This is a genomic window from Pseudomonas sp. UMAB-40 (assembly GCF_900095275.1).
In the GTDB taxonomy this organism is placed as follows: Bacteria; Pseudomonadota; Gammaproteobacteria; order Pseudomonadales; family Pseudomonadaceae; genus Aquipseudomonas; species Aquipseudomonas mandelii_B.
In genome coordinates, this window is the sequence record NZ_LT607552.1 from 348,733 (window position 1) to 372,409 (window position 23,677).

The 23,677-nt window shown below is 57.9% G+C and carries 23 protein-coding genes; 18 read left to right on the forward strand and 5 right to left on the reverse strand.

The annotated features are described in order from the left end of the window. The first annotated feature begins 4 nt into the window (after positions 1-4). The 10 genes from K0F88_RS04210 (at position 5) to nirD (ending at position 10,880) form a co-directional block, all read left to right on the forward strand. Positions 5-640, forward strand: coding sequence for a response regulator transcription factor (locus K0F88_RS04210; RefSeq protein WP_094467474.1), 636 nt, complete (start codon positions 5-7; stop codon positions 638-640). A 78-nt stretch (positions 641-718) separates the two neighbouring features. After that, the gene (locus K0F88_RS04215) at positions 719-1,807 is read left to right on the forward strand and encodes an AI-2E family transporter (RefSeq protein ID WP_094467475.1); all 1,089 of its coding nucleotides are present in this window, start codon (positions 719-721) and stop codon (positions 1,805-1,807) included. Continuing rightward, on the forward strand, positions 1,804-2,535 hold the full coding sequence (locus tag K0F88_RS04220; RefSeq protein ID WP_094467476.1) for a hypothetical protein: 732 nt from the start codon (positions 1,804-1,806) through the stop codon (positions 2,533-2,535). The genes K0F88_RS04215 and K0F88_RS04220 overlap by 4 nt, the downstream gene beginning before the upstream one ends. A 21-nt stretch (positions 2,536-2,556) precedes the next feature. Beyond that, positions 2,557-3,021 (forward strand): MaoC family dehydratase, encoded by a 465-nt coding sequence (locus K0F88_RS04225; RefSeq protein ID WP_094467477.1) that lies wholly within the window; start codon positions 2,557-2,559, stop codon positions 3,019-3,021. Positions 3,022-3,123: 102 nt separating this feature from the next. After that, complete coding sequence (locus tag K0F88_RS04230) at positions 3,124-4,308, forward strand: patatin-like phospholipase family protein (protein ID WP_255141526.1); 1,185 nt, start codon at positions 3,124-3,126, stop codon at positions 4,306-4,308. 68 nt (positions 4,309-4,376) lie between these two features. Then, the gene (locus K0F88_RS04235) at positions 4,377-5,666 is read left to right on the forward strand and encodes an FAD-binding oxidoreductase (RefSeq protein ID WP_094467479.1); all 1,290 of its coding nucleotides are present in this window, start codon (positions 4,377-4,379) and stop codon (positions 5,664-5,666) included. Between the two features lie 25 nt (positions 5,667-5,691). Next, a complete protein-coding gene (locus K0F88_RS04240; protein ID WP_219094142.1) occupies positions 5,692-6,246 on the forward strand; it encodes a helix-turn-helix domain-containing protein in 555 nt (184 codons plus the stop codon). Positions 6,247-6,266: 20 nt separating this feature from the next. After that, on the forward strand, positions 6,267-7,607 hold the full coding sequence (locus K0F88_RS04245; RefSeq protein ID WP_374039702.1) for a glutamine synthetase family protein: 1,341 nt from the start codon (positions 6,267-6,269) through the stop codon (positions 7,605-7,607). Between the two features lie 334 nt (positions 7,608-7,941). Continuing rightward, positions 7,942-10,503, forward strand: coding sequence for a nitrite reductase large subunit NirB (gene nirB, locus K0F88_RS04250; protein ID WP_094467481.1), 2,562 nt, complete (start codon positions 7,942-7,944; stop codon positions 10,501-10,503). Next, the gene (gene nirD / locus K0F88_RS04255; protein WP_094467482.1) at positions 10,503-10,880 is read left to right on the forward strand and encodes a nitrite reductase small subunit NirD; all 378 of its coding nucleotides are present in this window, start codon (positions 10,503-10,505) and stop codon (positions 10,878-10,880) included. Before nirB ends, nirD begins: the two co-directional genes overlap by 1 nt. Before the next feature lie 11 nt (positions 10,881-10,891). On the opposite strand, the gene K0F88_RS04260 is transcribed toward nirD, so the two are convergent. The 4 genes from K0F88_RS04260 to K0F88_RS04275 form a co-directional block, all read right to left on the reverse strand. After that, positions 10,892-11,536, reverse strand: coding sequence for an MliC family protein (locus tag K0F88_RS04260; RefSeq protein ID WP_094467483.1), 645 nt, complete (start codon positions 11,534-11,536; stop codon positions 10,892-10,894). A gap of 142 nt (positions 11,537-11,678) precedes the next feature. After that, positions 11,679-12,956 carry an FAD-binding oxidoreductase gene (locus K0F88_RS04265; RefSeq protein ID WP_219094144.1) on the reverse strand — a complete coding sequence of 426 codons (1,278 nt, stop codon included), beginning with the start codon at positions 12,954-12,956 and terminating at the stop codon, positions 11,679-11,681. Between the two features lie 72 nt (positions 12,957-13,028). Then, positions 13,029-13,976 carry a dihydrodipicolinate synthase family protein gene (locus K0F88_RS04270; protein WP_219094146.1) on the reverse strand — a complete coding sequence of 316 codons (948 nt, stop codon included), beginning with the start codon at positions 13,974-13,976 and terminating at the stop codon, positions 13,029-13,031. Between the two features lie 60 nt (positions 13,977-14,036). Then, positions 14,037-14,963, reverse strand: coding sequence for a 4-hydroxyproline epimerase (locus K0F88_RS04275; protein WP_219094148.1), 927 nt, complete (start codon positions 14,961-14,963; stop codon positions 14,037-14,039). A gap of 278 nt (positions 14,964-15,241) precedes the next feature. On the opposite strand from K0F88_RS04275, the gene K0F88_RS04280 reads away from it, so the two are divergent. The 6 genes from K0F88_RS04280 to K0F88_RS04305 all read left to right on the forward strand — a co-directional run bounded on the left by K0F88_RS04280 (position 15,242) and on the right by K0F88_RS04305 (position 20,450). Next, entirely contained in the window at positions 15,242-16,024 is a 783-nt protein-coding gene (locus tag K0F88_RS04280; protein WP_219094150.1) for an AraC family transcriptional regulator, read from the forward strand. Between the two features lie 200 nt (positions 16,025-16,224). After that, entirely contained in the window at positions 16,225-17,184 is a 960-nt protein-coding gene (locus K0F88_RS04285) for a 3-oxoacyl-[acyl-carrier-protein] synthase III C-terminal domain-containing protein (RefSeq protein ID WP_219094152.1), read from the forward strand. Next, positions 17,159-17,419: an acyl carrier protein gene (locus K0F88_RS04290; protein WP_219094154.1), complete on the forward strand. Its 261-nt coding sequence runs from the start codon at positions 17,159-17,161 to the stop codon at positions 17,417-17,419. The genes K0F88_RS04285 and K0F88_RS04290 overlap by 26 nt, the downstream gene beginning before the upstream one ends. Further along, entirely contained in the window at positions 17,412-18,056 is a 645-nt protein-coding gene (locus K0F88_RS04295; RefSeq protein ID WP_219094156.1) for a hypothetical protein, read from the forward strand. Before K0F88_RS04290 ends, K0F88_RS04295 begins: the two co-directional genes overlap by 8 nt. Further along, the gene (locus K0F88_RS04300; RefSeq protein ID WP_219094158.1) at positions 18,053-19,405 is read left to right on the forward strand and encodes an MATE family efflux transporter; all 1,353 of its coding nucleotides are present in this window, start codon (positions 18,053-18,055) and stop codon (positions 19,403-19,405) included. Before K0F88_RS04295 ends, K0F88_RS04300 begins: the two co-directional genes overlap by 4 nt. Continuing rightward, positions 19,395-20,450, forward strand: a complete 1,056-nt coding sequence (locus K0F88_RS04305) for an alpha/beta hydrolase (RefSeq protein WP_219094160.1) — start codon at positions 19,395-19,397, stop codon at positions 20,448-20,450. The genes K0F88_RS04300 and K0F88_RS04305 overlap by 11 nt, the downstream gene beginning before the upstream one ends. A 237-nt stretch (positions 20,451-20,687) precedes the next feature. Here K0F88_RS04305 and K0F88_RS32235 read toward each other — a convergent pair whose 3' ends face one another. Further along, on the reverse strand, positions 20,688-21,014 hold the full coding sequence (locus K0F88_RS32235) for a helix-turn-helix domain-containing protein (protein WP_257605178.1): 327 nt from the start codon (positions 21,012-21,014) through the stop codon (positions 20,688-20,690). Between the two features lie 523 nt (positions 21,015-21,537). Here K0F88_RS32235 and K0F88_RS04315 point away from each other — a divergent pair. Then, complete coding sequence (locus K0F88_RS04315) at positions 21,538-22,914, forward strand: efflux RND transporter periplasmic adaptor subunit (protein WP_257605179.1); 1,377 nt, start codon at positions 21,538-21,540, stop codon at positions 22,912-22,914. Next, a complete protein-coding gene (locus K0F88_RS04320; RefSeq protein ID WP_257605180.1) occupies positions 22,898-23,677 on the forward strand; it encodes an ABC transporter ATP-binding protein in 780 nt (259 codons plus the stop codon). Before K0F88_RS04315 ends, K0F88_RS04320 begins: the two co-directional genes overlap by 17 nt.

Consider the following 23,677-nt stretch of genomic DNA (forward strand, 5'->3'; position numbering starts at 1 on the left):
TGCAATGGCAGGTGTGACGGAGCACGTGGTGTATGTGGTCGATGATGACCAGGGCATGCTCGATTCAACGGTCTGGCTGCTGGAATCGGTCGGGCTCAAGGCCTTGCCGTTCACCAGTGGCGTGGAGTTTCTCAGTGCCTGTGATGCCACGCTCGACGCCTGCGTGCTGCTGGATGTGCGCATGCCCGGCATGGGCGGGTTGAACGTGCAGGAAGAAATGCGCGCTCGGGAGCTGAACCTGCCGATCATCTTCGTCAGTGGCCACGCCGATGTGCCCATCGTGGTGCGCGCGTTCAAGGCCGGCGCCCATGACTTCATCGAAAAACCCTACAACGAGCAGTTGTTGCTGGACAGCGTGCAACAGGCGCTGAGCAACTGCGCGGCCAACCGTTCGGGCAATCAGGGCCATGACGCCTTGCAGGCCCGTTTGCTGACACTGACCCCCCGCGAGCGCGATGTCTTGCTGCCGCTGGTGCAGGGTTACACCACCCGGGAAATCGCCGAGCAACTGGGGGTCAGCGCAAAAACCGTCGACCTGTATCGCTCGCGTGTGATGAAGCGCATGCAGGCCAACACCCTGCCGGACCTGGTGGGCATGGCCATTGCCGCCGGACTGGTCGATCCATTGAAACTGCGTTGAGGTCTCGCGCCGGGTATTGAGCGTCTATGCTGGGCTAACCGATCCGCTACCGTTGCAGTGATCTGCAAGGAGGCATCCGTGGAGCCCACGCCCTTTACCGAGAAAACGCTCACCCGCACCCTGCTCGATGTACTGATTCGCGCCGGGTTGATCGCGGTTCTCGTGCTTTTTTGTTTCGAAATCTTCAGCCCGTTCCGCGACTTGATGCTGTGGTCGCTGATCCTCGCGATCACCCTCTATCCGCTGCAAGAGCGACTCAGGGGGAGCCACAAACCAGGGCACGTCGCGACGCTGATCATTCTGATCGCCATCGTCATCCTGATGGTGCCGATCTACCTGCTGGGCACCTCGATTGCCGATTCGGTCGAACGGGCGATGGAAGTCGTCAAGGGCGGCGGTTTTCACATTCCACCGCCGGCCGAGTCCGTTGCCAGTTGGCCGGTGGTGGGCCAGCCACTCTCTGATCTGTGGCTTCAAGCCTCAACCGATCTTCCCGACCTGACCGCGAAATACGTACCGCAAATCAAACACGTCAGTCTGGGCCTGTTGGGCAAACTCGCGGGCGTTGGCATGGGTTTCCTGACGTTCATCTTTGCCTTGATCATTGCCGGTATTTTCATGGCCCATGGCGAAGGCGGCAGCCGCGCCGCAGTCCAAATTGCCTCGCGAGTCAGCGGTCCGGCCCGGGGGCCGAAAATCGCCGAACTGTGCACTGCCACCATCCGGGCGGTGGCGCTGGGCGTAGTCGGCATCGCGTTCATCCAGATGCTGCTGGTGGGCCTCGGTTTTGTTCTCAAGGGCGTGCCCGGTGCCGGTCTGCTGGCCCTGGCGGTGCTGCTGCTCGGCATCATGCAGTTGCCGGTGACGCTGATTACGCTGCCGGTGATTGGCTTCGTCTTTGCCACCGAAGGCGCCAGCACCGTGACCATTATTTTCGCCATCTATGTGTTCATTGCCGGCCTGGTGGACAATGTCCTCAAACCCTTGTTGCTGGGGCGCGGTGTCGATGTGCCGATGCCGGTGGTGCTGATTGGCGCGTTGGGCGGCATGGTCACCAGCGGCATCATCGGGCTGTTCATCGGGCCGGTGGTTCTTGCCGTCGGCTATCAATTATTCTGGCAGTGGGTGCAGGATCGACCACCGGAAACTGGAGGGCCGCCACTGTGAATGCGCAGGATCGTCCACTGCTGGATCAGGTGCTGATCGCCCATGGTGGTCTGGACCGCTGGAGCAGCTTCAATACCGTGCGCGCCACCCTCGTGACCGGTGGCTCGCTCTGGGGCGCGAAAGGGCTGACCCAAGACAGCGCCCCTCGGCAAATGACCGTTTGGCTGCATGAACAGAAAGCCTCGGTGTCCCCCTTTGGTGGCCCGGATAAACGAACAGCCTATTCACCCGACAGAATCGCTATCGAAACCACGGACGGGCAGGTAATCGCCGAGCGCCAGGCGCCCAGGGAATCCTTCCGCGACCACACCGAAAACACCCCGTGGGATCCACTGCATCGCGCGTACTTCAACGGGTATGCGCTCTGGTCCTACCTGACCATGCCTTTCCTGTTCGCCTTGCCGGGTGTGGTAACCGAGGAAATCGAACCCTGGCAAGAAAGCGCACAGCGCTGGCGCCGCTTGCGGGTGCGCTTTCCCGAGCGCATCGCCACGCACTGCGCCGAACAGGATTTCTACTTCGGCCAAGACTTCCTGCTGAGACGACACGACTACAACGTAGACGTCAGTGGTGGTATGCCTGCCGCCCAGTACGTGTCTGACTACATCGAGGCTGACGGGCTGCGCATGCCCGGCAAGCGTCGTGCCTACCGACGCGGGAAGGACGGTCAGGCCGACATGGATGCCTTGCTGGTGGCCATCGATATCAGCGAAATCGGCTATTCCTGATGCGCTGCGGAGGGATCAATCATGACCGTACATGCCTGGGAAAAACTCTACCTCGATGACCTGAGACTGGGTCAGCAGTTCGAAAGCGACAGCCTGCGTGTCCATCGAGCATCGATGCTGGCCTTCGCCCAGGAATACGACCCGCAACCGTTTCACCTCGACCCTGAAGCCGCCGAGTTGAGCCTTTTCCGGGGCCTGGCCGCCAGTGGCTGGAACACCGCCGCCCTGACCATGAAGCTGTTGGTGGACAGCGTGCCGCTGGCGGACGGCATCATCGGGTTGGGCATCGAGCTGAGCTGGCCGACGCCGACTTACCCCGATGACTTGTTGCGCCTGCAATGCACCGTGCAGGCCATCGACCCGTCCAGCTCCAAGCCCGACCGGGGCGTGGTGACGATGTTCATGGAAACCCTCAATCAGAATGACAAGGTGGTGCAGCGAGCCACCGGCAAACTGCTGGTCTTCAGGAGACCGCCGCCTGACTGAAAAGTAGTCATGGTTTTTTGGGCGCGCGCATGATGGCGCAGGCCAGTTTTCACCCAGTCAGTCGAGTGCGCTCTGTCGATGGCAGGGAACGGAGGAGGCGTTGTGAAACCATTTCTGCCCAGGCCCAGCGCCTCAACGATGAACATGTTGCGCGAAGGGTGCCTGCAACGCCGTGATGCGGTGCCGCAAGAGCTGACGGAACAAGCGGTCATCCCGGGCATCCCGAATGCGCGCTACTGGCTGGACCGGGACCTGACGGCGTTCATCGTGGATGCGAGCCTGGCCAACGATCGCGAGGTCGAGGCGCTCGCCGACAAAGACTTGCCGACCGACGCGCTGCCACTGGCCTACTATCTGGCCATTTCGGGGGGCGGCGACGCCGGCACCTTCGCCGCGGGTATCATCGCCGGCTGGACCTTGCATGGGAGCCGACCGGCTTTCAAAGTCGTCACCGGCATCAGCGCAGGTGCCCTGGTCGCTCCGTTCGCTTACCTGGGGCCTGAGTATGACCCGGTCATCCTGGGGATCTGCAGCGCAATCGGTCCGAAAGACGTTTTCCATGCGCGAAGTGTGTTGACCCGTCTGGCCAGCGACGGCATCTCGGACAGCAAGCCCCTGGCGCGCCTCATTGCCAAGTACATCACCGCCGACGTGCTGGCGGCCATCGCGGCGCAGTACGCCAAGGGACGGCTACTGATGATCGGCACCACCGACCTCGATGCCGGGCGGCCCGTCACCTGGAACATGGGTGCGATTGCTTCCAGCGGAGCTCCGGGAGCGCTGCACCTGTTCCGCAACATCATGATCGCGTCGATGAGCATTCCCGGTGCCGTTTCACCGGTCATGATCGATGTGGAGGTCGACGGCCAACAGTTTCAGGAAATGCACGTGGACGGAGGCGTCCTCACCCAGGTGTTCCTTTATCCGCCGGGCACCGTGATGGCGCTGAACAGTGTGGCCGGCGCGCGTATCCGCCGGGCCCGACACTTCTATGTCATTCGCAACGGCAAACTGGAACCGCAGTGGTCCGGCACCAAGCGCCGGACCTTAAGCATCGGCGGGCGAGCCATCAGCACCTTGATCCAGACCCAGGGGATCAGCGACCTCAATCACATTTACCGGATCGCCCAGCAGGATGGCGCAGACTTCAATCTGGCGTACATCGGCGCGGATTTTATCTGTCCGCGCAATCAGAAATTCGATGGCGAGTACATGAAGCGTCTGTTCGATTACGCCTTTCAACTCAGCGCCCAAGGCTACCCGTGGCATAAATCGCCGCACACCTGAGTTGCCTGCATGAAATTAATGCTGTAGTTTTTCATGAAATTATAAAAAGATAATTTCATGAGGCTTGTATGTTTCAGCAGTCCACGCAGCATGTCGCCAGCTATTACGCCCACAGTTGCGCTGATCGCCTGACCACCCGACCGGCGCTTGCTGGTGAGCAAAACACCGAGATCGTTATCATCGGTGCCGGTTTTAGCGGCCTGCATACTGCGTTGCGCCTGGCTTTGGCTGGTAAGCGGGTGACGCTGCTGGAAGCCAGCCGAGTGGCTTGGGCAGCTTCGGGGCGCAATGGCGGGCAGGCTATTCTCGGCTGGTCGTGCGACATGCCGCCGCTGGAAGCAGCGCTGGGCCACGAACGCGCGCGGCGGTTGTGGGATGGCATGCGCTGGGCCGCGAAAGAGCTGCGTGAGTTGCCGGCTCGCCATGGTTTCGACTGTGACTACCGCGCAGGCCATTTGTGGACATCGGTGATGCCCCGTCGGGTCGGTCTGCTGACCGAGTGGCAGCACGAAGCCAGTCACAAGTGGGGCCACGACGGCTTGCAGTTCATCCGCCGTGAACAGTTGCCGGAATGGGTGGCCAGCGAGCGCTATCAGGCCGGGCTTTATGACCCTGAAGGCGCGCACCTTAACCCACTCAAACTGGCCCTCGGCCTGGCCGCGGCCATCGAGCGTGCGGGCGGCCGTATCCATGAACAAAGCAAGGCGCTGAGTTATCGAGAGGAGGGCGGCCAATTCCTGGTAAACACCGAACGCGGATCGATTCGCGCGGATGTGCTGGTGCTGGCCTGCAATGCCTATCTCGACCAGCTCGACCCACAGCTGGCCAGTTGCGTGTTGCCGGTGGGCACTTATCAAGTCGCCACCGCGCCCCTGACGGCCGAGCAGGCCACGGCGCTGTTGCCGAGCAATGTCTGCGTCACCGACAACCAATTCGTCCTCGACTATTTCCGTCGCACGCCGGACAACCGCCTGCTGTTCGGCGGTGGCTGCACGTATCTGGGCGGTATGCCCAGGGACATTGCCGGCGCAACCCGGCCGTTTCTGGAACGGGTTTTCCCGCAGCTCAAAGGCGTGAAGCTGGAGTTCGCCTGGGGCGGGCACATCGACCTGACACTCAAACGCACCCCGGACATTGGCCGCCAGGGTGATCGCTACTGGCTTCAGGGGTATTCCGGGCATGGCGTGCTGCCCACGCTGGCCGCCGCCCGCGCCGTGTCCGACGCGATTCTCGGCCAGAGCGATGAACTGGCGTTGTATCAGGGCTTGAGTAACCCCAGCTTCCCCGGCGGTAAATACCTGGCGGCGCCGCTGGAAGCCATCGGCAAGGCGTGGTATCGACTGCGCGACAGCATTTGATGAATCACTTGGCGGAAATCCAGGCATGAACAAGCAAGAAGAAATCGCCGCGCTGGCGATCCTTATTCACGATCTGCGCAAGCACAAGAAGTACACCTTGAAGGATCTGGCTGACCAGATCGGTCGTTCCGTTGGCTTTCTCTCACAGGTCGAACGCGGCCTGTCACGACCCACCGTGGCCGACCTGACGGCGATCAGCGAAACCCTGGGCGTGCCGACCACCTATTTCTACAGCCTGCCCAAACCCAAGGAACTGCCGTGGGTCACCCGACCGGACGAACGCCGCACGCTGTATTACGCCAATGGCATCACCGACATTCTGGTGTCGCCGAAAATGCGCGCGTCGTTTTCCATGCTCGAAAGTCACCTCGAAGCCGGTGCCAGCAGTGGCGAGCGGCACTTGAGTGACAGTTCGGAGCAGGGCGGCTACGTGCTCGAAGGCGAGTTGACGCTGTGGTTGGGCGATGACGAGGCCGTCACCTTGCACGCTGGCGACAGCTTTCAGTTCGACAGCCATACCCGTTGCCGCTACGGAAACCTCTCCGAGCACCTCACGCGAGTGCTCTGGGTCTACACCTGATCATCACAATAGGACCAACCATGATGGACGCTGATCTGCTGGCCGAGGTGCACGCCTTTCGCCAACGCTACCCTGATGTACGTTATGTCGACCTGATTTCCCTGGATATTCCGGGGCACTTTTACGGCAAGCGCTATCCCGTGGAGATGCTGGAAAAGGTCGCGGCCGGCAGCGCGCTGAAACTGCCGCAAAACTGTGTGCTGCTCGGTGTGCAAGGCGGTTTGTTCAAGATTGGCGACTACTGCTTTAACGACGGTGACCCGGATGCGCTGCGCCGCCTGGTGCCCGGAACGCTCAAGCCGGTGAGCTGGGAAGCACAACCGCTGGGGCAAATGCTCATCACCTCGGACGGCACCGAGCAGCCGATCGTGTTCGAACCGCGCCAGGTGTTGGCGCAGGTGTTGGACCGGCTCTCGGGCAAAGGCATCCATCCGGTGGTGGCGTTCGAGCTGGAGTTCTATCTGTTCGATAAAAAGCTGCGCGACGGACTGCCGCAATTCCCCCGGGATGGCCTGACCGACGATGCCGACGATCAACCGAACATGCACATTGAGCGCCTGTCACGCTTTGCGCCGGTGCTTGACGAGATGGTCGAGGCGTCGCGGGCCCAAGGCATCGACACCACGGTGATCACCGCCGAACTCGGTCCGGGCCAGTTCGAGATCAATTTCGGGCATCTAGATGATGGCTTGCGCGCAGCGGACTGGGCGGCCTTGTTCTGTCGCAGCACCCGTGGCGTTGCCCTGAAACACGGTTACCGCGCCAGCTTCATGGCCAAGCCTTACTTGCAGCACCCGGGCAGCGGCATGCATGTGCACGTCAGCCTGTATGACGCCGCCGGTAATAACCTCCTCGCGGCGAACCAGCAGCAGTCACTGCGCCATGCCGTGGCCGGCTGCCTGGAATTGCTGCCGCATTGCATGCCGATCTTCGCGCCAAATCAGAACGCCTTTCGCCGTTTGGGCGGCACCACCAACATCGCCACCCGGGCGAGCTGGGGCTTTGAGGATCGTGATGCGTGCCTGCGCATTCCGGAATCGGATGCGAAAAACCTGCGCATCGAATATCGCCTGGCCGGTGCCGATGCCAACCCGTACCTGGTGCTGGCGGCGATTCTGGTGGGACTCGAACAGGGCCTGGAAGCAGGCAACGAACCGATCCCGCCGCTCAATGAAGACCGCAACAGTGGGGTCGACTTCCCGCTGGAGATGCTCGAAGCGGTGCGCGCCATGCAGCATCAACCGCAGCTGCGCGCAGGGCTGGGAGCGGAGTTCGTGGACGTGTATTGCGAGAACAAGCGCCAGGATCATCTGGCGTTCATGCAGGAGATCAGTGCGCGGGAGTATCGCTGGTATCTGTAATGCACTTTTATAAAGCTTTCGTGGGCCGGCATGCACTAAGCCAAGGCAGAAAGCGCAACGTTCATCTGCGTAAAGCCCCGGAAGGCGCGGTAAAATACTGACATTCAGCGCTTGGCACAATCGCTGCATTACATTGATCAGGCCCACCGTGAGCGCAGTCGAGTGGGCAGCCCCCTCGGTCAACGACGATCGATTCGTGGGCAACATCGGTGGGTCAGGCATAGACGTCTGGTTTCAACACCGCAAAAGAACAGGCAAAGACGCCTGGAACCGCAAGGTTTCAGGCGTTTTTTTTTGCTTTTTGAACCGTGATGGGCTTAGTCGGGTACTTCTTATGAATTCCAATGTCGCCGCGTTGAACAAGCTGCAAACGCTGATCGTGATCGGTAACGGCATGGTCGGACATCATTGTGTCGAACAGCTGATCGAGCGCGGTGCCCTTGATCACTATCGGCTGCATGTTTTCAGCGAGGAGCCGATGCGCGCCTACGACCGCGTGCACCTTTCCGAATATTTCACCGGACGTGATGCCGAGTCGCTCGCCCTGGGTGAAGCCTCGTTGTACCAGACCCCGGGCGTCACCTTGCACTTGGGTGTGCCGGTCCTGGAAATCGACCGCGCCCGGTGCCAGGTGATCACCGCGCAAGGCTGCGTCGCTTACGACAAATTGGTGTTGGCCACCGGGTCCTACCCGTTTGTGCCGCCGATCGAAGGCGCCGAGGGCGATTCGCGCCTGGTGTACCGCGCCCTAGAGGACCTCGATGCCATCCGTGCCGCTGCGTCCAATGCCCGACGTGGAGTGGTCGTCGGTGGTGGCTTGCTCGGTCTGGAAGCCGCCAATGCCCTGAAAAGCCTGGGCCTGGAAGCTCACGTGGTGGAATTCGCCCCGCGCTTGATGCCGGTGCAGCTGGACGAGCAGGGCGGTCGTGCACTCAAGGCTCAGATCGAACGCCTCGGCGTCGGCGTGCACCTGTCGCGTGGCACTCAATCGATCAGCCCTGGCGAGGAATATCGCTACCGGATGAATTTCGCCAATGACGAATTTCTGGAAGCCGACCTGATCGTGTTTTCCGCCGGTATCCGCGCCCAAGACACCTTGGCCCGCCAGTGCTCGCTGGAAGTCGGTCCGCGTGGCGGCGTGGTGGTTGACGACCACTGCCTGAGCAGCGATCCGAACATCTATGCCATCGGTGAATGCGCCGCGTGGAACGGCAGCATTTTTGGCCTGGTCGCCCCGGGCTACCAGATGGCGCTGGGTGTTGCCGCACGGCTTTGCAACGAAGCTGCCGAGCCGTTCATGGGCGCGGACATGTCGACCAAGCTCAAGCTGCTGGGCGTCGACGTCGGTTCCATCGGCGATGCGCACGGCAGCACGCCGGGCTCGCGCAGTTATCAATTCATCGACGAAACCACCGCCAGCTACCGCCGATTGGTGGTGGACGCGACGGGCAAGCACGTACTCGGTGCGGTGCTGGTCGGCGACAACAGCTATTACGACACGCTGCTGCAATACATGCAGAACGCGATTGCCTTGCCGGTGGAACCCGCCAGCCTGATTCTGCCATCGTCCGAAGGCGCGCCGACCCTGGGCCCGGGCGCGTTGCCCGAATCGGCCACGGTGTGCTCGTGCCACAACGTCACCAAGGGTTCCATTTGCTCGGCCATTGACGGTGGCTGCACCGACCTCGGCCTGCTCAAGTCGCAAACCAAGGCCTGCACCGGCTGCGGCGGTTGTGCCGGGTTGCTCAAGCAGGTGTTCGAGCATGAGCTGATTGCCCGTGGCGTCAGCGTCGACAAAAGCCTGTGCGAACACTTCGCCTATACCCGTCAGGAGCTTTACGCATTGGTACGGGTAGAAGGGGTGATCACCTTCGAAGAACTGTTGGCCAAACATGGCCGTGGCCACACCGGTTGCGACGTGTGTAAACCGGCGGTGGGCTCGATCCTCGCATCGTGCTGGAACCAGCCGATCATGGACGCCTCATTGGTGCCGTTGCAGGACACCAACGACACGTTTATGGCCAACATGCAGAAAAACGGCACCTATTCGGTGGTGCCGCGCATTCCCGGCGGCGAGATCACCGCCGACAAACTGATCGCCATCGGCGTGGTGGCGAAGAAATACGACCTCTACACCAAAATAACCGGCGGCCAACGGATCGACCTGTTTGGCGCGCAGTTGCACGAGTTGCCGGACATCTGGGCCGAGCTGATCGAAGCCGGTTTCGAAACCGGGCATGCCTACGGCAAATCGACTCGCACGGTGAAGTCCTGCGTCGGCAGCACCTGGTGCCGGTATGGCGTGCAGGACAGCGTGAAAATGGCGTTGGCCATCGAGGACCGCTACAAGGGCCTGCGCTCGCCGCACAAGCTCAAGTTCGCGGTGTCCGGTTGCACCCGTGAATGCGCCGAAGCCCAGAGCAAAGACGTCGGCGTGATCGCCACCGAGAAAGGCTGGAACCTCTACATCGCCGGCAACGGCGGCATGCGCCCGCGTCACGCCGAGCTGTTCGCCACCGACCTCGACGATGAAACCCTGATCCGCTACATCGACCGTTTCCTGATGTTCTACATCCGCACTGCCGACAAATTGCAGCGCACCTCGGTATGGCGCGAAAGCCTGGAGGGCGGTCTCGACTACCTCAAGGACGTGATCATCCACGACAGCCTCGGCCTGGGCGAAGAGCTCGAATCGCAGATGCAATTGGTGGTCGACCGCTATGAATGCGAGTGGGCCAACGCCCTCAAAGACCCGGAAAAACTTAAGCGCTTCCGCACCTTCGTCAACGACAAACGCCCGGACCCGGACATCCACTTTGTCCAGGAGCGCGGCCAACGGCGCCCGATCATGGCCGCCGAACTCAACCTTATCCCTGTCACCGAGGAGATTGCCTGATGAGCCAGCCCACTACCCGACGCAGCGCGCCCCAGGAAAACACCGGCGCCTGGCAAACCGTCTGCGAGCAACAGGACCTGGTCAGCAACTCCGGCGTCGTCGTCTGGCTGGACGGCGCACAAGTGGCGCTGTTCTACCTGCCCGCAGCCGAGGGGCAGACCCTCTACGCCATCGACAACCATGACCCGCAATCCGGGGCGAATGTCATCGGTCGCGGCCTGATTGGCAGCATCAAGGGTGATCTGGTGGTGGCCTCGCCGATCTACAAACAGCATTTCCGGCTGGCGGACGGCGGTTGCCTAGAGTATCCGCAACAGCGTTTGCGGGTCTGGCCGGTGCGGTTGAACGGTGGGAGGGTGGAAGTCGGGGTGGTTTGAAGGCAGCGATATCAGCCGACCGGCTCGACCGTACAACTCATTTCCCGTGAGCCTGGCTTCTGGAAAAGCACTACGCCGCCGTCCTGCCAGAAGCTGTAGTTGCCCTGGTAATCCTTGCCGGTGTAGCGGGTGCCCAACTCGCTCGGCACCTGATTCAGGGTGATCGCGGTGTTGGCCCATTTCAGGTACACGACACCCGGTTGCGTGCTGAAGAAGGTGGCGGCAATCAGCGCGTTGAACCCTGCGCAGCGATACGCCAGCGGGCCTTCGGTGAGTCGGTCTGGATCCTTGGTTCTCACGATGGCCGAGCCTTGGCGCAGTTGGTGCGCACGCTCGGCATAACTGCGGATGATGCACATCTTTTGCTCCGGTCCCGAGGCACACCCATTGCGGGCATCGATCCAGAACTGCTGGTCGATGATGACTTTGTCCGGGGGCGGAACTGAACGTTCATCGGTGAGCGCCAGGCGATAAAGACGCGTCAGTTCGATATCCATCTGCGTCAGTTGTGGGTCACGACAGATGAGCTTTTCGACGGCCACCCTGGTCTTGGCGCAGTCGATGCCGGGAGGGGACGCAGCGTGGGCGCAGGTGCTCGCCGCCGCGCACACGCTGGCAGCGAGCAGACAGGTGAAAAGGGCCGTGACCGTTTTCATGTTGGCTTCACCCAGATCATTACGGGATGCCCGGATTGCCGAGGACCTGACGATCCGTTGAACAGTCATTCGTTTGCATGGGGTGTACGCAGTGTATGCCAGTGCTTGAAACTTGCCACACCCGCCCGGCGGCGGGTGATCTTCAGAATCGATCCAGTCTGTAGGGCGCAATCGCCGGCAATCCATGGGGATGAGGCGCGGGCGAAGCCAGTTGCGCGATGAGTTCGGCAGTGACCGCCGCCTGCGTCAGCCCCAGGTGCTGGTGACCGAAGGCGAGCAGCACCTTGCCGTCGCACACCCGGTCGATGATCGGCAGGGAATCCGGCAAGGACGGGCGAAACCCCATCCACGGCGTGGCCGCCTCAGCGTTCAAGTCACGCTTGAACAGGCCTTCACTCAATCGGTGCAACTGCCAGGCACGCTCCATCAGCGGAGCTCGCTCGAGGCCGGCGAACTCGACGGTGCCGGCCAATCTCAGGCCATCGTCCATCGGGGTCATGATGAACTTGCGCTCCAGCGAGGTGACGGCGAACGGCAACCGCCCGTGTTCATGGGGCAACATCAGGTGATAACCGCGCTCGGTATCCAGCGGTACTTTTTTGCCGGTCAGCGCTGCCGTCAGCTTCGCGGAGTGAGCACCGCAGGCGATCAGGGTCTGGCGGGCGGTGAAACGGCCCTGGTCGGTGATGAGCGAGACACCGTGCTCCTGCAGGTGTGCGCCCAGGACCTGTTGCTTGAGGAAGTGCACGCCGCAGGCTTTGGCGGCATGGACCAGTTCGCAGACCACCCGGTAAGGGTCGAGAAAATGCCCGGTGCGCGGGAAGAACAGACCGCCCTGAATTCGCTCGCTGAGTTGTGGCGCCGCCTCGCGCACCGCGTTGGCGTGCCAGTAGTCGATCGGTACGTGTTGATGGCGCATCCGTGCTTGTAGCGCTTCGATTGCTTTATGCGAGTCGGCCCGTTCGAACACCAGCAACGAGCCGTCTTCGCGCAGCAGATTGGGGCGGGCAATGTCCTCCAGCAGTCGGTGCCAGGCGCCCAGGCTGCTTTCGTTGAGTGCGCGCAGGCCGGCGACGGTCCGCTGGAAGGGGGCATGGCGCAGGTTCAGCAACAGGCGCGTGAACCAGGGCAGGGCGCGCGGCAGGTATTTCCAGTCCAGGCGCAGCGGGCCCATCGGGTCCATGAGCATGGTGGGCAGGCGCTTGAGGATGGACAGGTCTGCGATTGGGAACACCTGTTCGGTCGCCAGATGCCCGGCATTGCCAAACGAGGCGCCCCGGCCAGGGTCTTGCTGGTCGATGACCACCACCCGCAGGCCCTGGCGTGCCAGCCGCAAGGCGCAGGCGACGCCGATGATGCCGGCGCCGACCACGGCAATGTCCGCGTTGTCGTGCGGGTTATGTGCAGCAGGCAGAGTCATGGCGCTTCCTGGAAAAAAGTGGCCCTGACTGCAAAACCGGGCGGTTTCACAGCGGGCGCAGTCAGGGTGAGGTCAGGCGACGTTCTGTTCGGTCGACCAGTTTTTGTACCACTGGCGGAACAACGTGTACTGGGTCTCGGCATAGCGCCGTTGGGCATCGCTGAGCGCATCGGTTTCGTTGAAGTGCAGGGCGTATTCCAGGTCGCCATTGAGCACCATCAGGTGCTTGTAATAGAGCACCAGGTCGCAGCCCTCATCGAAGGACGACAGCACATGCAGCGCAGATTCCAGCTCTCTGGCCAGACGGCGAGCCTTGGCGTCCCCCTTGGCCGCTTGCTTGCTCAGGGCCACCAATTGCAGCACTTCGCGCGGCAGCGCGTTGCCGATACCGGTGATGGCGCCGGTGGCATTGCAGTTGACGAAGCCATGCACCACTTGGGTATCGACACCGACCATCAGGGTGACGTCATCGTCCTTCGAGGTGATATTTTCCGCGGCGTAGCGCAGGTCGGTAGCACCGCCGAACTCCTTGAAGCCGATCAGATTCGGGTGTTCACGGCGCAGTTCGAAGAACAGATCCGCACGGGTCGCGAAGCCATAGTACGGGCTGTTGTAGATTACCGCCGGCAGATTTGGAGCAGCCTCCAAGATCGCCGCGAAGTGAGCTTTTTGCGCGGCCGGCGAGGCACCCCGGGAGAGCACGCGAGGGATGACCATCAGGCCCTTGGCACCGACCTTGGCCGCATGGGCCGCGTGGGAAATCGCTTCACGGCTGTTGACGGCACCGGTCCCGACAATGGTCGGAACGCCGGCGGCGACCAGACGCGCCACGCCATCCTGGCGCTCGGCTTCGGTGAGCAAGGGCCAGTCACCCATGGAACCGCAATACACGACAGCGCTCATGCCGATATCGACCAGTTCGCGACCTTTGGCCACCAGCGCGTCGAAGTCGGGTTTGCGCTCGGCGGTGCAGGGGGTCATCAGTGCAGGCATGCAGCCCGTGAAGATGTTGGCGCTCATTGTTGTCACTCCTTGCAGCGTTCATTCAATGTATTTGAGGGGGAAGTGCAGCGTGTTCGCTCAAATGCCCCACGCGAAGGGATCCTGTTCGTCGATCAGCAGCGTGCTATCGGCGGTCATGAAGGCCTGGCCGGTAATGAACGGGCGGACACGCTCGCCTTCCCATTCGTAGCTGCCGACGAATTGACTGGCGGTGATGCTCGCTTGTACCCAAGGCTCACCGGCCGCCAGTTTTCCATCTGCCGCCAGGCACGCCAGTTTGGCGCTGGTGCCGGTGCCGCAGGGCGAGCGGTCGTAGGCTTTGCCCGGGCACATGACGAAGTTGCGGCTGTCGGCCTGGTCGTCGTCGGCAAACAGCTCGACATGGTCGATGACGGCGCCGTCTTCGCCATGGATGCCTTGGGCTTCCAGAGCCTTGAGCATCGCCCAGGTGTAATCGGTGAGGGCTTCGACGTTATCGAGTTGCAACACCTGCCCGTGGTCGGAGACCAGGAAAAACCAGTTGCCGCCCCAGGCGATATCGCCGTAGACGCAGCCGTGCCCCGGGACCTCCACCGACACCTGTTGGCGATAGCGGTAGGCGGGCACATTGCGCAGGGTCACCGTGCCGTCTTCATGCAGCGTCGCGCTGACCGGGCCGACCGGCGTGTCGATCTTGTGCACACCTGGAGTGATGTGCCCCAGATAGTGCAGAGAGTTGACCAGGCCGATGGTGCCGTGACCGCACATGCCGAGGTAACCGGCATTGTTGAAGAAGATCACGCCGCAGGTGGCATCCGGCGAGACCGGCTCGCAATACAGGGCACCAACCAGCACATCGTTGCCCCGGGGCTCCAGCAGGCAGGCCCTGCGCCAGTGGTCATGCTGATCGCGCAGGGCATCACGCTTCTCGATCATGGTCTGGCCGGGCAGTTGGGGGAAACCATTCATCACCAGGCGAGTCGGTTCGCCGGCGGTGTGGGAGTCGATGACATGCACTCGTTTCATCTACCTGTCCTTTCGAAGTGTGCCGGTCCGTCGGTTGCCACCATCAGGCCACCGAAGCTGCGGATAGAGTGAGCGCGTCAGGGACGATTGCGATTGATGTTTTCCATGGCTGCAAATGACGAAATCAGCACAATGCCGAGGGCCTCGACACGGGGTAGACCTTGGGGCAATCTGCTTGCGCGCGCCTCGACACCGGCTCCGAAGTGAAGGCCAGCTGTGGAGCGGAGAGGGCGCAAGGGAGGATTTTTGCTTGTCCGCGGAGAGGGAGAACTAGCGTCATGACGCAGAACGCATGGGCAGTCCTGTGCCAAGGAAACGACCTGAATCGCCCCGATACACTCGAAGACTTACTGGCGAGCGTGGCACTACTGTTGCCGATGCTGGACGTAATCCCCAATGCCGCGATCTTTATCAAGGACTTGAAGGCGCGTTATGTCATGGCCAATAGCACGCTGGTTCAGCGTTGCGGGTTGAAACAGTTGCAACCGCTGCTTGGAAAAACCAGTGCCGAAGTCTTTCCAGCACAATTGGGGCCTGGCTACACCGAACAGGATCGTCGTGTACTGGAGCAAGGCTTTGTCCTGGAAGACCAACTGGAGTTGCACTTATACGGCAGTCGAGAGCCAGGTTGGTGCCTGACGCATAAGCGCCCGTTATATAACCGCAGCGGTGAAATCATGGGCCTGGCCGGGATTTCGGTCGACCTGCAATCGGCCAGTGATAGCCATCCGGCGTACCAGCGCCTGGCGGCGGTGGATGAACACATTCGCGCGCATTTCAATCGCCGTATCACCTTGGGTGAACTGACGCGGATCGCCGGTATTTCGGTGGCGCAACTGGAACGGTATTGCAAGCGCGTGTTCCACCTGACGCCACGGCAGATGATTCAAAAGGTTCGACTGGAACACGCGCACCGACTGCTGCACACCGAAATTCCCATTACCGACGTGGCATTGCAGTGCGGCTACACCGACCACAGTGCGTTCACACGACAGTTCAAGGCATTGACCGGTTTCACGCCGCGGCAGTATCGGCAGGCGACGGGTATTGAGTTGGCGTGAACGTCCGACCTGCCGGCGATGATGTTCTTTAGGGCGATCTCGTCGCGAGGTCGCCGTTAGCCGGTAAAAATTCCATTTGTGGGAACTGCAAATGGGAAAATCATGCCTTTTAAGCAATTTGAGGCAAAAAGCGCGATCCGTTTCTGGGACGATGTGGGTAGTTTATATATGCACTAAAAAATTACCCCAGCGGGAACATTATGCTGCCACTTAATTATTTATGTTGGTTGCCGGATCGTGTTTCATTAGAACCCTTGAGCACGCTTGAGAAATCCCATGATTTAAAGCCGGGTGCTTGCAAGGTATTACAGCGTTATTATTCTTTACACTCCGTCGGGATGTCTTCCAGAACGCTCGCTGAGATGCTTGTCGATACGCTGTGCGCGCTGATTATTGCAAATCCTCATGTGAAAGAAGTCAAGGGTTGCCTGGTGTATGCCAAAACACAAACGCATAACACATTCTTTGATAACCATTGGCTGGAGGACGTTGCCGAGGCGTGCGGGATAGGGCATTGGGAAGTACTCAGCGTCAGCTTGAACCATTGCTCGTCTGCCTTATCGGCGATTCACTTATTAAAAAGCAGATCGATTAAGCGGGGCGAGCCAATGCTCCTTCTTACGGGGGAGAAGGCTTTTCATAGTGCTGTTAATCGACTGGACAATAGCGTATTGGCCGAAATTCCGGCGGCGATGCTGCTCAATGCGGGGCCGGCCCAGTGGAATTTGAAGCATACAGCCGTAAGGCACATGTCCTCTTTCTATGACAATCACCGGCATGAGTCTGCTGCGCGCCGGCGCGAGTTATATACGTCGCTGGAGCAGGCTTATCATGATTTTTATCTGTACGCGCTGGATAAATTCAATGTTCCAGCTGAAAGCATCGACGCGATCGTTCCATGCAATCTGGATCTGCCGATGCTTAAAAGAGTCGCCGACAAATTGAATTTCAAAGGCATCCTGTTTACCGAGCACATTGGTGAGTATGGGCACGCTTATTGTTCGGACATTTTATTTAACTTGTCGGCCCTGTTGGAGAACTTCACAGGGAAAAGAATTCTCTGCCTCACCATGGGCATGGGCGTTACGCTGTCATGCGTTTTAATTGAAAAAAATGAAAATAGCGAGGGTTTATATGTCAAGTCTTCTGTCCGCGGTTAATGAAGCACTCAACGATATTATGTCTTCGGCCGTGTCGGTCAGTCTGGAAACCGATTTCAACGAAGACTTGGATCTGGATTCGGTGTTGTTTGTGCAGTTTCTATTGACACTCGAAGAAAAAGTCCCTGGGTTAATGTTTGAGCCTGATCAAATCGATCAGGATGCATTTACCACGGTCGGTAAGTTGATCAGTTGGATTGAGCAGCACGTGCAGTTGGAGAACTCATATGCCTGAGGGTTCGTTTAACAGAATTTATCAGCTGTTTGCGGGCAATGAGCCCGCAGAAGCAGTGCGGCAATTGCGTCTAGAATCGCCCGATCAGACCAGGCGGGTGTTCAGCCAAGGCTATCAACTCGTACCGGATGAGCGAGAGGTCACGGCCGGTCAATCAACGCAGGCGGATCGGGTGCTTGCCTCTCTTGGCCTGGATCTTCAACACCTGGGAGGGGAGCAGGCGGTAGCCGCCGATGACACCTCACTCATTGTCTCCGTCGCCGCGCGTTTGGGGCTGTTGATGCGCATGTTGGGCATGAGCTGGACGCATTTGTCCGCACGCCGCAGCTTTGGTGTGAAAACCACCCGGCATCAGCTGATTAAAGCCGAGTTTGCGGATGTGAGCAGTCACTGCAGCCTGATGGCGTTGCAATGGGAAATGCGCATCGCGGCGCAGGATTTTCAGGACGCTGAAGAAGACCATTGGCAGATCACCCAGCTGACCAACAGAGCGGAGAAATTGATGGGAGGCCATGGCTATCTGCTTGGCGCGACGCACACGCTGTCTTATCTCTCGATGATGATTTATAGCCTGTATGGCAAAACGACGGGGCATTACGCCATGCCACGGCGCGATAGCTTGGGGGAGGTCGTGTGAACACATCACCGGGCCTGGTTCTGTCGCAACGCCAGGGGGCAGGCCGGGATATTGCGGATCTGCTCAAGCTTGCCTGGCCAATGATTGTCGTTGCCATCGCAGTGTCTTTTTCACAAAACATCCAGACCGCTATTTTGGGACATGGCGCTGAGACAACCTCGATTTACTGGTTGTCGATGATCCAGCCGTTCAGCTTTTTGTTCCTGGCGATTCTCGAATGCCTGGCTATCAGTAACCAGGTATTCAGCGCCAGGTCTTTGAACCTTTGGTCAAAACAGAAAGTGCTGACGGCCACGTCCATTTTATCCGTGCTGGGCGTCCTGGTTGTGGCCTTGCTCAGTGGGACGATCGCACTCTCTTCGCCTTGGCTGGAGAAGCTGCTTCCCGTGTCGGGTGGGCGTTTTTATCAAGAGGCACTTCCCCTCTACTTCCTGTCGATGTTGCCGTTCATTCACCTGGAAATGTGTAACAGCGCCCTGCGAGGACAGGGCAAGAGTGCGTTGAGCATGTTTCTTGTGATTGCCTATATCGTCCTGAACGCCGGTATTTGCTACACCAGTTACCACGTCTACGGTTTGGGCTTCTATTCCATTGTCGTGGCCAATGCCTTGGCGTCCGGCCTGCTGATCCCGGTTGCGACGTGGCTGGTATGGCGTGTCGGTCGTCAGCAGCAGGACGACCGTCCGCAAGCGTTCATTGCGCGATTAAAAGGCCTGCTCCAGCAGGTTGGCTTGCCGATCTTTGCGTCTTTTATCGTGGTGTTTTTCAGTTCGCTGCTGGTGTTTCCCCTGATTGGAACGCTGGGTGAACAATACGTCGCCGCGTTCCTGATCATTACCAAGATCAGGATGTTTATTGTTATTCCCGCCGTGGCATGCGGCTCTGCACTGGCAATACTGATAAACCAACGTTTGACGATCAGTGGCGGTGAGGAATTGAAACGGCTCCTGCATCGTGGGCTGATGTTTATTGGTGGGCTTTATCTGGTGCTCACCGCCGGGGTCTACTTTAGTGAAGAAGCGCTGATCGGCATTCTTTCAGGTGACGGGACGATCAGGGAAGCCAGTAGACAGATGATGCTGATTTTATTACCGACGTTCTTCCTCACGGCGTTCGTAGCGTCTTTGCAAGCTTTACTTGAGCAGCTTGATCAGGCGCGTCGTGTATTGATTTTGACGGTGATCATCGAGCTGCTCATGGTGATCGTTTTATTGGCCGGCTGGGAACGTTTCTCTAACTTGAGCGCGATCATGAGCATCATCATTATGTTCAGTACAATTAACTTTTTGGCATTTGCCAACGAGTATTGGCGGCTCGCGAATAAAATCGGAAATGAGCATGTTCTTTAGTGTTATCTATCCCCTGTTGCTGATCGTTTCGCTGATCCACCAAAATTACTTTCGCGTGCTGGTGGTGATGCGGCTTCGGCCTACATTGTTAATGAAGGCCCGAGTCAGGCCGACGACTCACTATGTCCGCGTGTGCCGTTTGATAAGGATGTTCGACCTCTATTCGTTGGACATGATGTCTTCCTATCTTTCAGCGCTGTATGCATTGCACCTGTTTGAAAAAACCCGACCGTTGCCCTATAAGCCCGCAGAGATGATGCTGCTCAGCCAGTGCCGGCAGGAAAATTTCACCTGGCGGCACACCTTCGTGAAGATGTTTATTTACCCTCAATCAGTACAGCAAACAGAGAAAGTATTGCTGTTGCATGGCTGGGATGGGCGAAGCATCATGCTCAGGCACCTTGCCCAGCGTTTGCAGGCAAAGGGATACACCGTCTTTGCACCTGACTTGCCGGCACATGGAGTGTCCCCGGGGAAGGGCGTGTCTTTTTACGATCTGTCCAGGGCAGTCATCGATATCGAGCGACAATACGGTCCTTTCTCAGTGGTTCTCGGACACTCGTCCGGCGGGTTGGTAGGCTGCATGGCCGCATTACAAGGGCTGTTTTTCAAAAGAATGATCTTGATCAGCAGTCCTTGCAGTTTCGGCGAAGTGCTGGATAATTTTGTTCTTGGTAATAAACTACCCCGGCATATTGCAACGTCCATGAAAAAGCTCTACCAGCTACGTTATGGCGTGCACCCTGATAAAATCGGGCCCGAATTAATCGCAAAAATAAAACAGCCAGTTCTGATATTGCATGACAAGGGAGATGTGAGTGTCGATTTGGAAGAGGCCATGGTACTTAACCACGTTCTGGACAAAAGCAAACTGATTGTAACCGAAGGCAAGGGGCACAATGGCGCCTTGCGCGATGCTACGGTGTTTAGCCGTATTTCTAAATTTCTGGACAATACCGCGCAAGAAGATTATTTCGCGATGGTTGATCCCGTACTGCGCTTGCGCGCCACCATCAATATAGGTCTCAAGCGTTCAAAGCGTTAGCTTTATGTTCGCTGATCGCGGGTGGCCACTAAGATAACGGGGTGCCACCTCTACCTTTCTCTGCCTTCCCCTCAAGCGCTCGCCACTCTTTTTAGTCGAGTTTGACTATCGCCTCAACTGTCGCTTCTGCTTTTACCCGGTAATAGAGGGCAACAGCTGCACAGTGACGCTGATTTTTTCGTGCCTTTCGATTGTACGAGCGACCTGAGGTTCGTGCGTATTCAGCTGGTTTATTGATTATAAAGAGTTGATGTTGTTGAGCAGCATGCTGCGTGAGAAATCATTTCGTTGCACGCCAAAGATAAAATCATACTCAGAAGACTCTTTCGTTGCTTTCTGCCTGGTCGACTTCATCACGTATTGTTTGAATTTGAGCGGTGTTTCATTATAGGTTTTACTGAAGCTTCGAGAGAAATGCGGCAGGGAAGAAAAACCGCAGGCGTAGCTGATATCGGTCAATGACCATTCCGGGGCTAAGTGAATGAACTCCTTTGCCAGCGCCAGCCGGACTCTCCACATCCACTTATCGGCGTTACGTTGTAAAACAGGTTGAACATTCGACATATATCAAACCGGGTTTTACCACAGGTTTTTTCCAGGTCTTCCAAGGTAATATCCTCTGAAATATTCTCTACGATGTAGTTAATAACTGTGACAATGCACAGCGCTTTTTCTGTATGCGCATGTTTGCCATAGATCTCAAAATGACGTGTATACAGGTCGTCCATTATTTTTTTTGTAAAGAGGGTCGTTTCAGCGTTCGAGATTTTAAGATCCCACATACAGACTCCGTTCTGCAGCGCTCAATGGCGTAGATTTTTTATTGTTGGGATAGGCTTTTAACTCACACATGAATAGGCAATTGCTATGCCAGATTTTTAGCGGGCTCAAGTAGTTGTTTTGTTACGTATTTTTTAAGCGTTTCTCGATTTAGGGAAAGTAAAAATCCCATTTTCGAAATTTTTTTCGCAGGCTGCCATCTTGGGTCCCATTATTGGGATTGCTGATGTTGGTGCGGATTGCCTATGGAAATCAGCTAATAAGAAGTGCACGTTTTGCTGCCGTTCCGAAAATGAGACGCCTCGTGATGAACATCACGCCCCTCACAGGTTGTCTTTATTATTACTGCTTAAATATCATATGGTTACATAAATTTTACGTGTTGGCACGGAATATGCTATTGGTTATTCAGATTGTTAATATTGGTATTATTATGGATATTTCGATCCCGCAGCCGGGAAGTAAACGTGTACTGAAAAAGCACAGTAAGGCCATTGCGTGTGGCGTCTTTTTGCTGGCGCTGTTGCTGATTATCTATAACTATCGATTCTCGCCTTACCAAGTTGCTCGTAGCAGCGTGACGGTTGCCGAGGTCAAATACGGTGATTTTGCCGTTGAGGTTCGGGGCAATGGCGTACTGTTACCGTGGGACATCAACTGGGTCGCGGCGAACGTTGACGCTCGGGTGGAGGAAGTCCTTTATAAGGCCGGGACGAAAGTCAGCAAGGGAGAGTTACTGGTTGTCATGAGTAATCCGACGGTGGAACAGCGACTTCAGGAGAACCAGCTGGAACTTAACGCACGCCGGGCAGAAACCGAGGCCAAAAATGCCGAACTGCAAAATAAAATTCTCAATCAAGAGGCGTTGATGATGGACGCGAAGAGTCGATTACTTGCATCTACATTGCGTCTTGCTGCCCAGAAAAAATACATTTTGGCTGTGCCGAGGCTGGAATATGAAACCACGCGCATTCTGACTGAACAGTATACTCAGCAGGTCGGTTTTGAAGAGCGACGGTTAAAGACGCTTAAGCTCAGCGTCCAGGCGGATATAAAGGCCAACTTTATGCGCCTTAACAAAATGGAGTCACAGGTTGCCCTGAGTCAGCAGGAGGTAGATTCGCTCAAGGTTAAATCGCCGATAGATGGCATTTTGCAGGATGTGAAAGTCCAAGTCGGACAGCGGGTAACGGTAGGCAGTGATATTGCCCGCCTTGCCAAAGAAAAAGAGCTGTATGCCGAACTCAAAGTGCCGGAATTGCAGTCGCGCGACCTCGCGATCGGGCAAGCAGTCACGATCAACACGGGCCGGAGCCGGTTTACGGGTGTGTTATCGAGGGTTGATCCTGCGGTTACCAACGGTACGGTCAAGGTGGATGTGACGTTCAATCAGCCGCTGCCTCAGGAGGCGCGTCCTGATCTGAGTGTCGATGGATTGATTGCGGTGACGAAAATCAATAATTCGTTGTATGTCGAACGGCCCCCATTCGCGCAGAATAACTTGCCCTCTATGCTCTACCGGCTGGATGAAAAAGATCGTTCCGCGACCAAAATGAAAGTGGATTTCGGGCAGGGTTCTGCTGACTACATTCAAATCACCAGCGGGCTTAAAGCTGGCGACAAAATAATTCTCAGTGACAGCACCGCCTGGCAGGGTGCCGAACAGATTGAAATTGCCAATTGATGCAGCTCGCGCCGGCTACCGGAACAATGCCCTGGAGACAGTAAAGATGGAACCTTTGGTAGAACTGACTGACGTAAACAAAATTTTTCTGACCGATGAAGTCGAAACCCATGCGCTAAGCAAGATCACGCTCACCATTTCCAAGGGCGAGTACGTGGCCATATCGGGGCCGTCAGGTTGTGGGAAATCGACTCTGCTCTCGGTCCTGGGGCTGCTGGATACGGCGTCGAGCGGCACTTATCAGTTGGCCGGCCACAATGTTGAAAACATTTCCAAAAAACAGCGTGCGCAGGTGCGTAATCGAGACATCGGCTTCATCTTTCAGTCGTTCAACCTCATTAGCGATTTGACGATTGAAGAAAATGTCGCACTGCCACTGACCTACCGCAGCGACATTTCCAAGACGGAACGACACCAGAGAGTCGCCGACGCCCTGGCCAAGGTCAATATGTCCCACCGTAGCCGTCATTATCCTTCACAACTCTCCGGCGGCCAGCAGCAGCGTGTCGCAGTGGCCCGGGCCATTGTCGGTAACCCGTCTATCCTGCTTGCGGACGAACCCACCGGTAACCTGGATTCGCACAATGCCGAAGCGGTGTTGAATATCCTCGATAAGTTGCATCACGAAGGTGCCACGATCTGTATCGTGACCCACGATCCTCGCTCGGCAGAGCGTGCCCAGCGCAGTATTGTCCTGTCTGACGGAAAGGTTGTCGGCGATGGGGAACCGGCTCGGCAACTGAACTTGGTGAAGGAAGCATAA

Coding starts and splice junctions, on each gene's coding strand:
- K0F88_RS04305 (WP_219094160.1), top strand. CDS start 19,395: ATGTTCTTTAGTGTTATCTATCCCCTGTTGCTGATCGTTTCGCTGATC.
- K0F88_RS04265 (WP_219094144.1), bottom strand. CDS start 12,956: ATGACTCTGCCTGCTGCACATAACCCGCACGACAACGCGGACATTGCC.
- K0F88_RS32235 (WP_257605178.1), bottom strand. CDS start 21,014: ATGTCGAATGTTCAACCTGTTTTACAACGTAACGCCGATAAGTGGATG.
- K0F88_RS04245 (WP_374039702.1), top strand. CDS start 6,267: ATGATGGACGCTGATCTGCTGGCCGAGGTGCACGCCTTTCGCCAACGC.
- K0F88_RS04285 (WP_219094152.1), top strand. CDS start 16,225: ATGCTGCCACTTAATTATTTATGTTGGTTGCCGGATCGTGTTTCATTA.
- K0F88_RS04225 (WP_094467477.1), top strand. CDS start 2,557: ATGACCGTACATGCCTGGGAAAAACTCTACCTCGATGACCTGAGACTG.
- nirD (WP_094467482.1), top strand. CDS start 10,503: ATGAGCCAGCCCACTACCCGACGCAGCGCGCCCCAGGAAAACACCGGC.
- K0F88_RS04235 (WP_094467479.1), top strand. CDS start 4,377: ATGTTTCAGCAGTCCACGCAGCATGTCGCCAGCTATTACGCCCACAGT.
- K0F88_RS04260 (WP_094467483.1), bottom strand. CDS start 11,536: ATGAAAACGGTCACGGCCCTTTTCACCTGTCTGCTCGCTGCCAGCGTG.
- K0F88_RS04275 (WP_219094148.1), bottom strand. CDS start 14,963: ATGAAACGAGTGCATGTCATCGACTCCCACACCGCCGGCGAACCGACT.
- nirB (WP_094467481.1), top strand. CDS start 7,942: ATGAATTCCAATGTCGCCGCGTTGAACAAGCTGCAAACGCTGATCGTG.
- K0F88_RS04240 (WP_219094142.1), top strand. CDS start 5,692: ATGAACAAGCAAGAAGAAATCGCCGCGCTGGCGATCCTTATTCACGAT.
- K0F88_RS04280 (WP_219094150.1), top strand. CDS start 15,242: ATGACGCAGAACGCATGGGCAGTCCTGTGCCAAGGAAACGACCTGAAT.
- K0F88_RS04210 (WP_094467474.1), top strand. CDS start 5: ATGGCAGGTGTGACGGAGCACGTGGTGTATGTGGTCGATGATGACCAG.
- K0F88_RS04290 (WP_219094154.1), top strand. CDS start 17,159: ATGTCAAGTCTTCTGTCCGCGGTTAATGAAGCACTCAACGATATTATG.
- K0F88_RS04270 (WP_219094146.1), bottom strand. CDS start 13,976: ATGAGCGCCAACATCTTCACGGGCTGCATGCCTGCACTGATGACCCCC.
- K0F88_RS04295 (WP_219094156.1), top strand. CDS start 17,412: ATGCCTGAGGGTTCGTTTAACAGAATTTATCAGCTGTTTGCGGGCAAT.
- K0F88_RS04315 (WP_257605179.1), top strand. CDS start 21,538: ATGAACATCACGCCCCTCACAGGTTGTCTTTATTATTACTGCTTAAAT.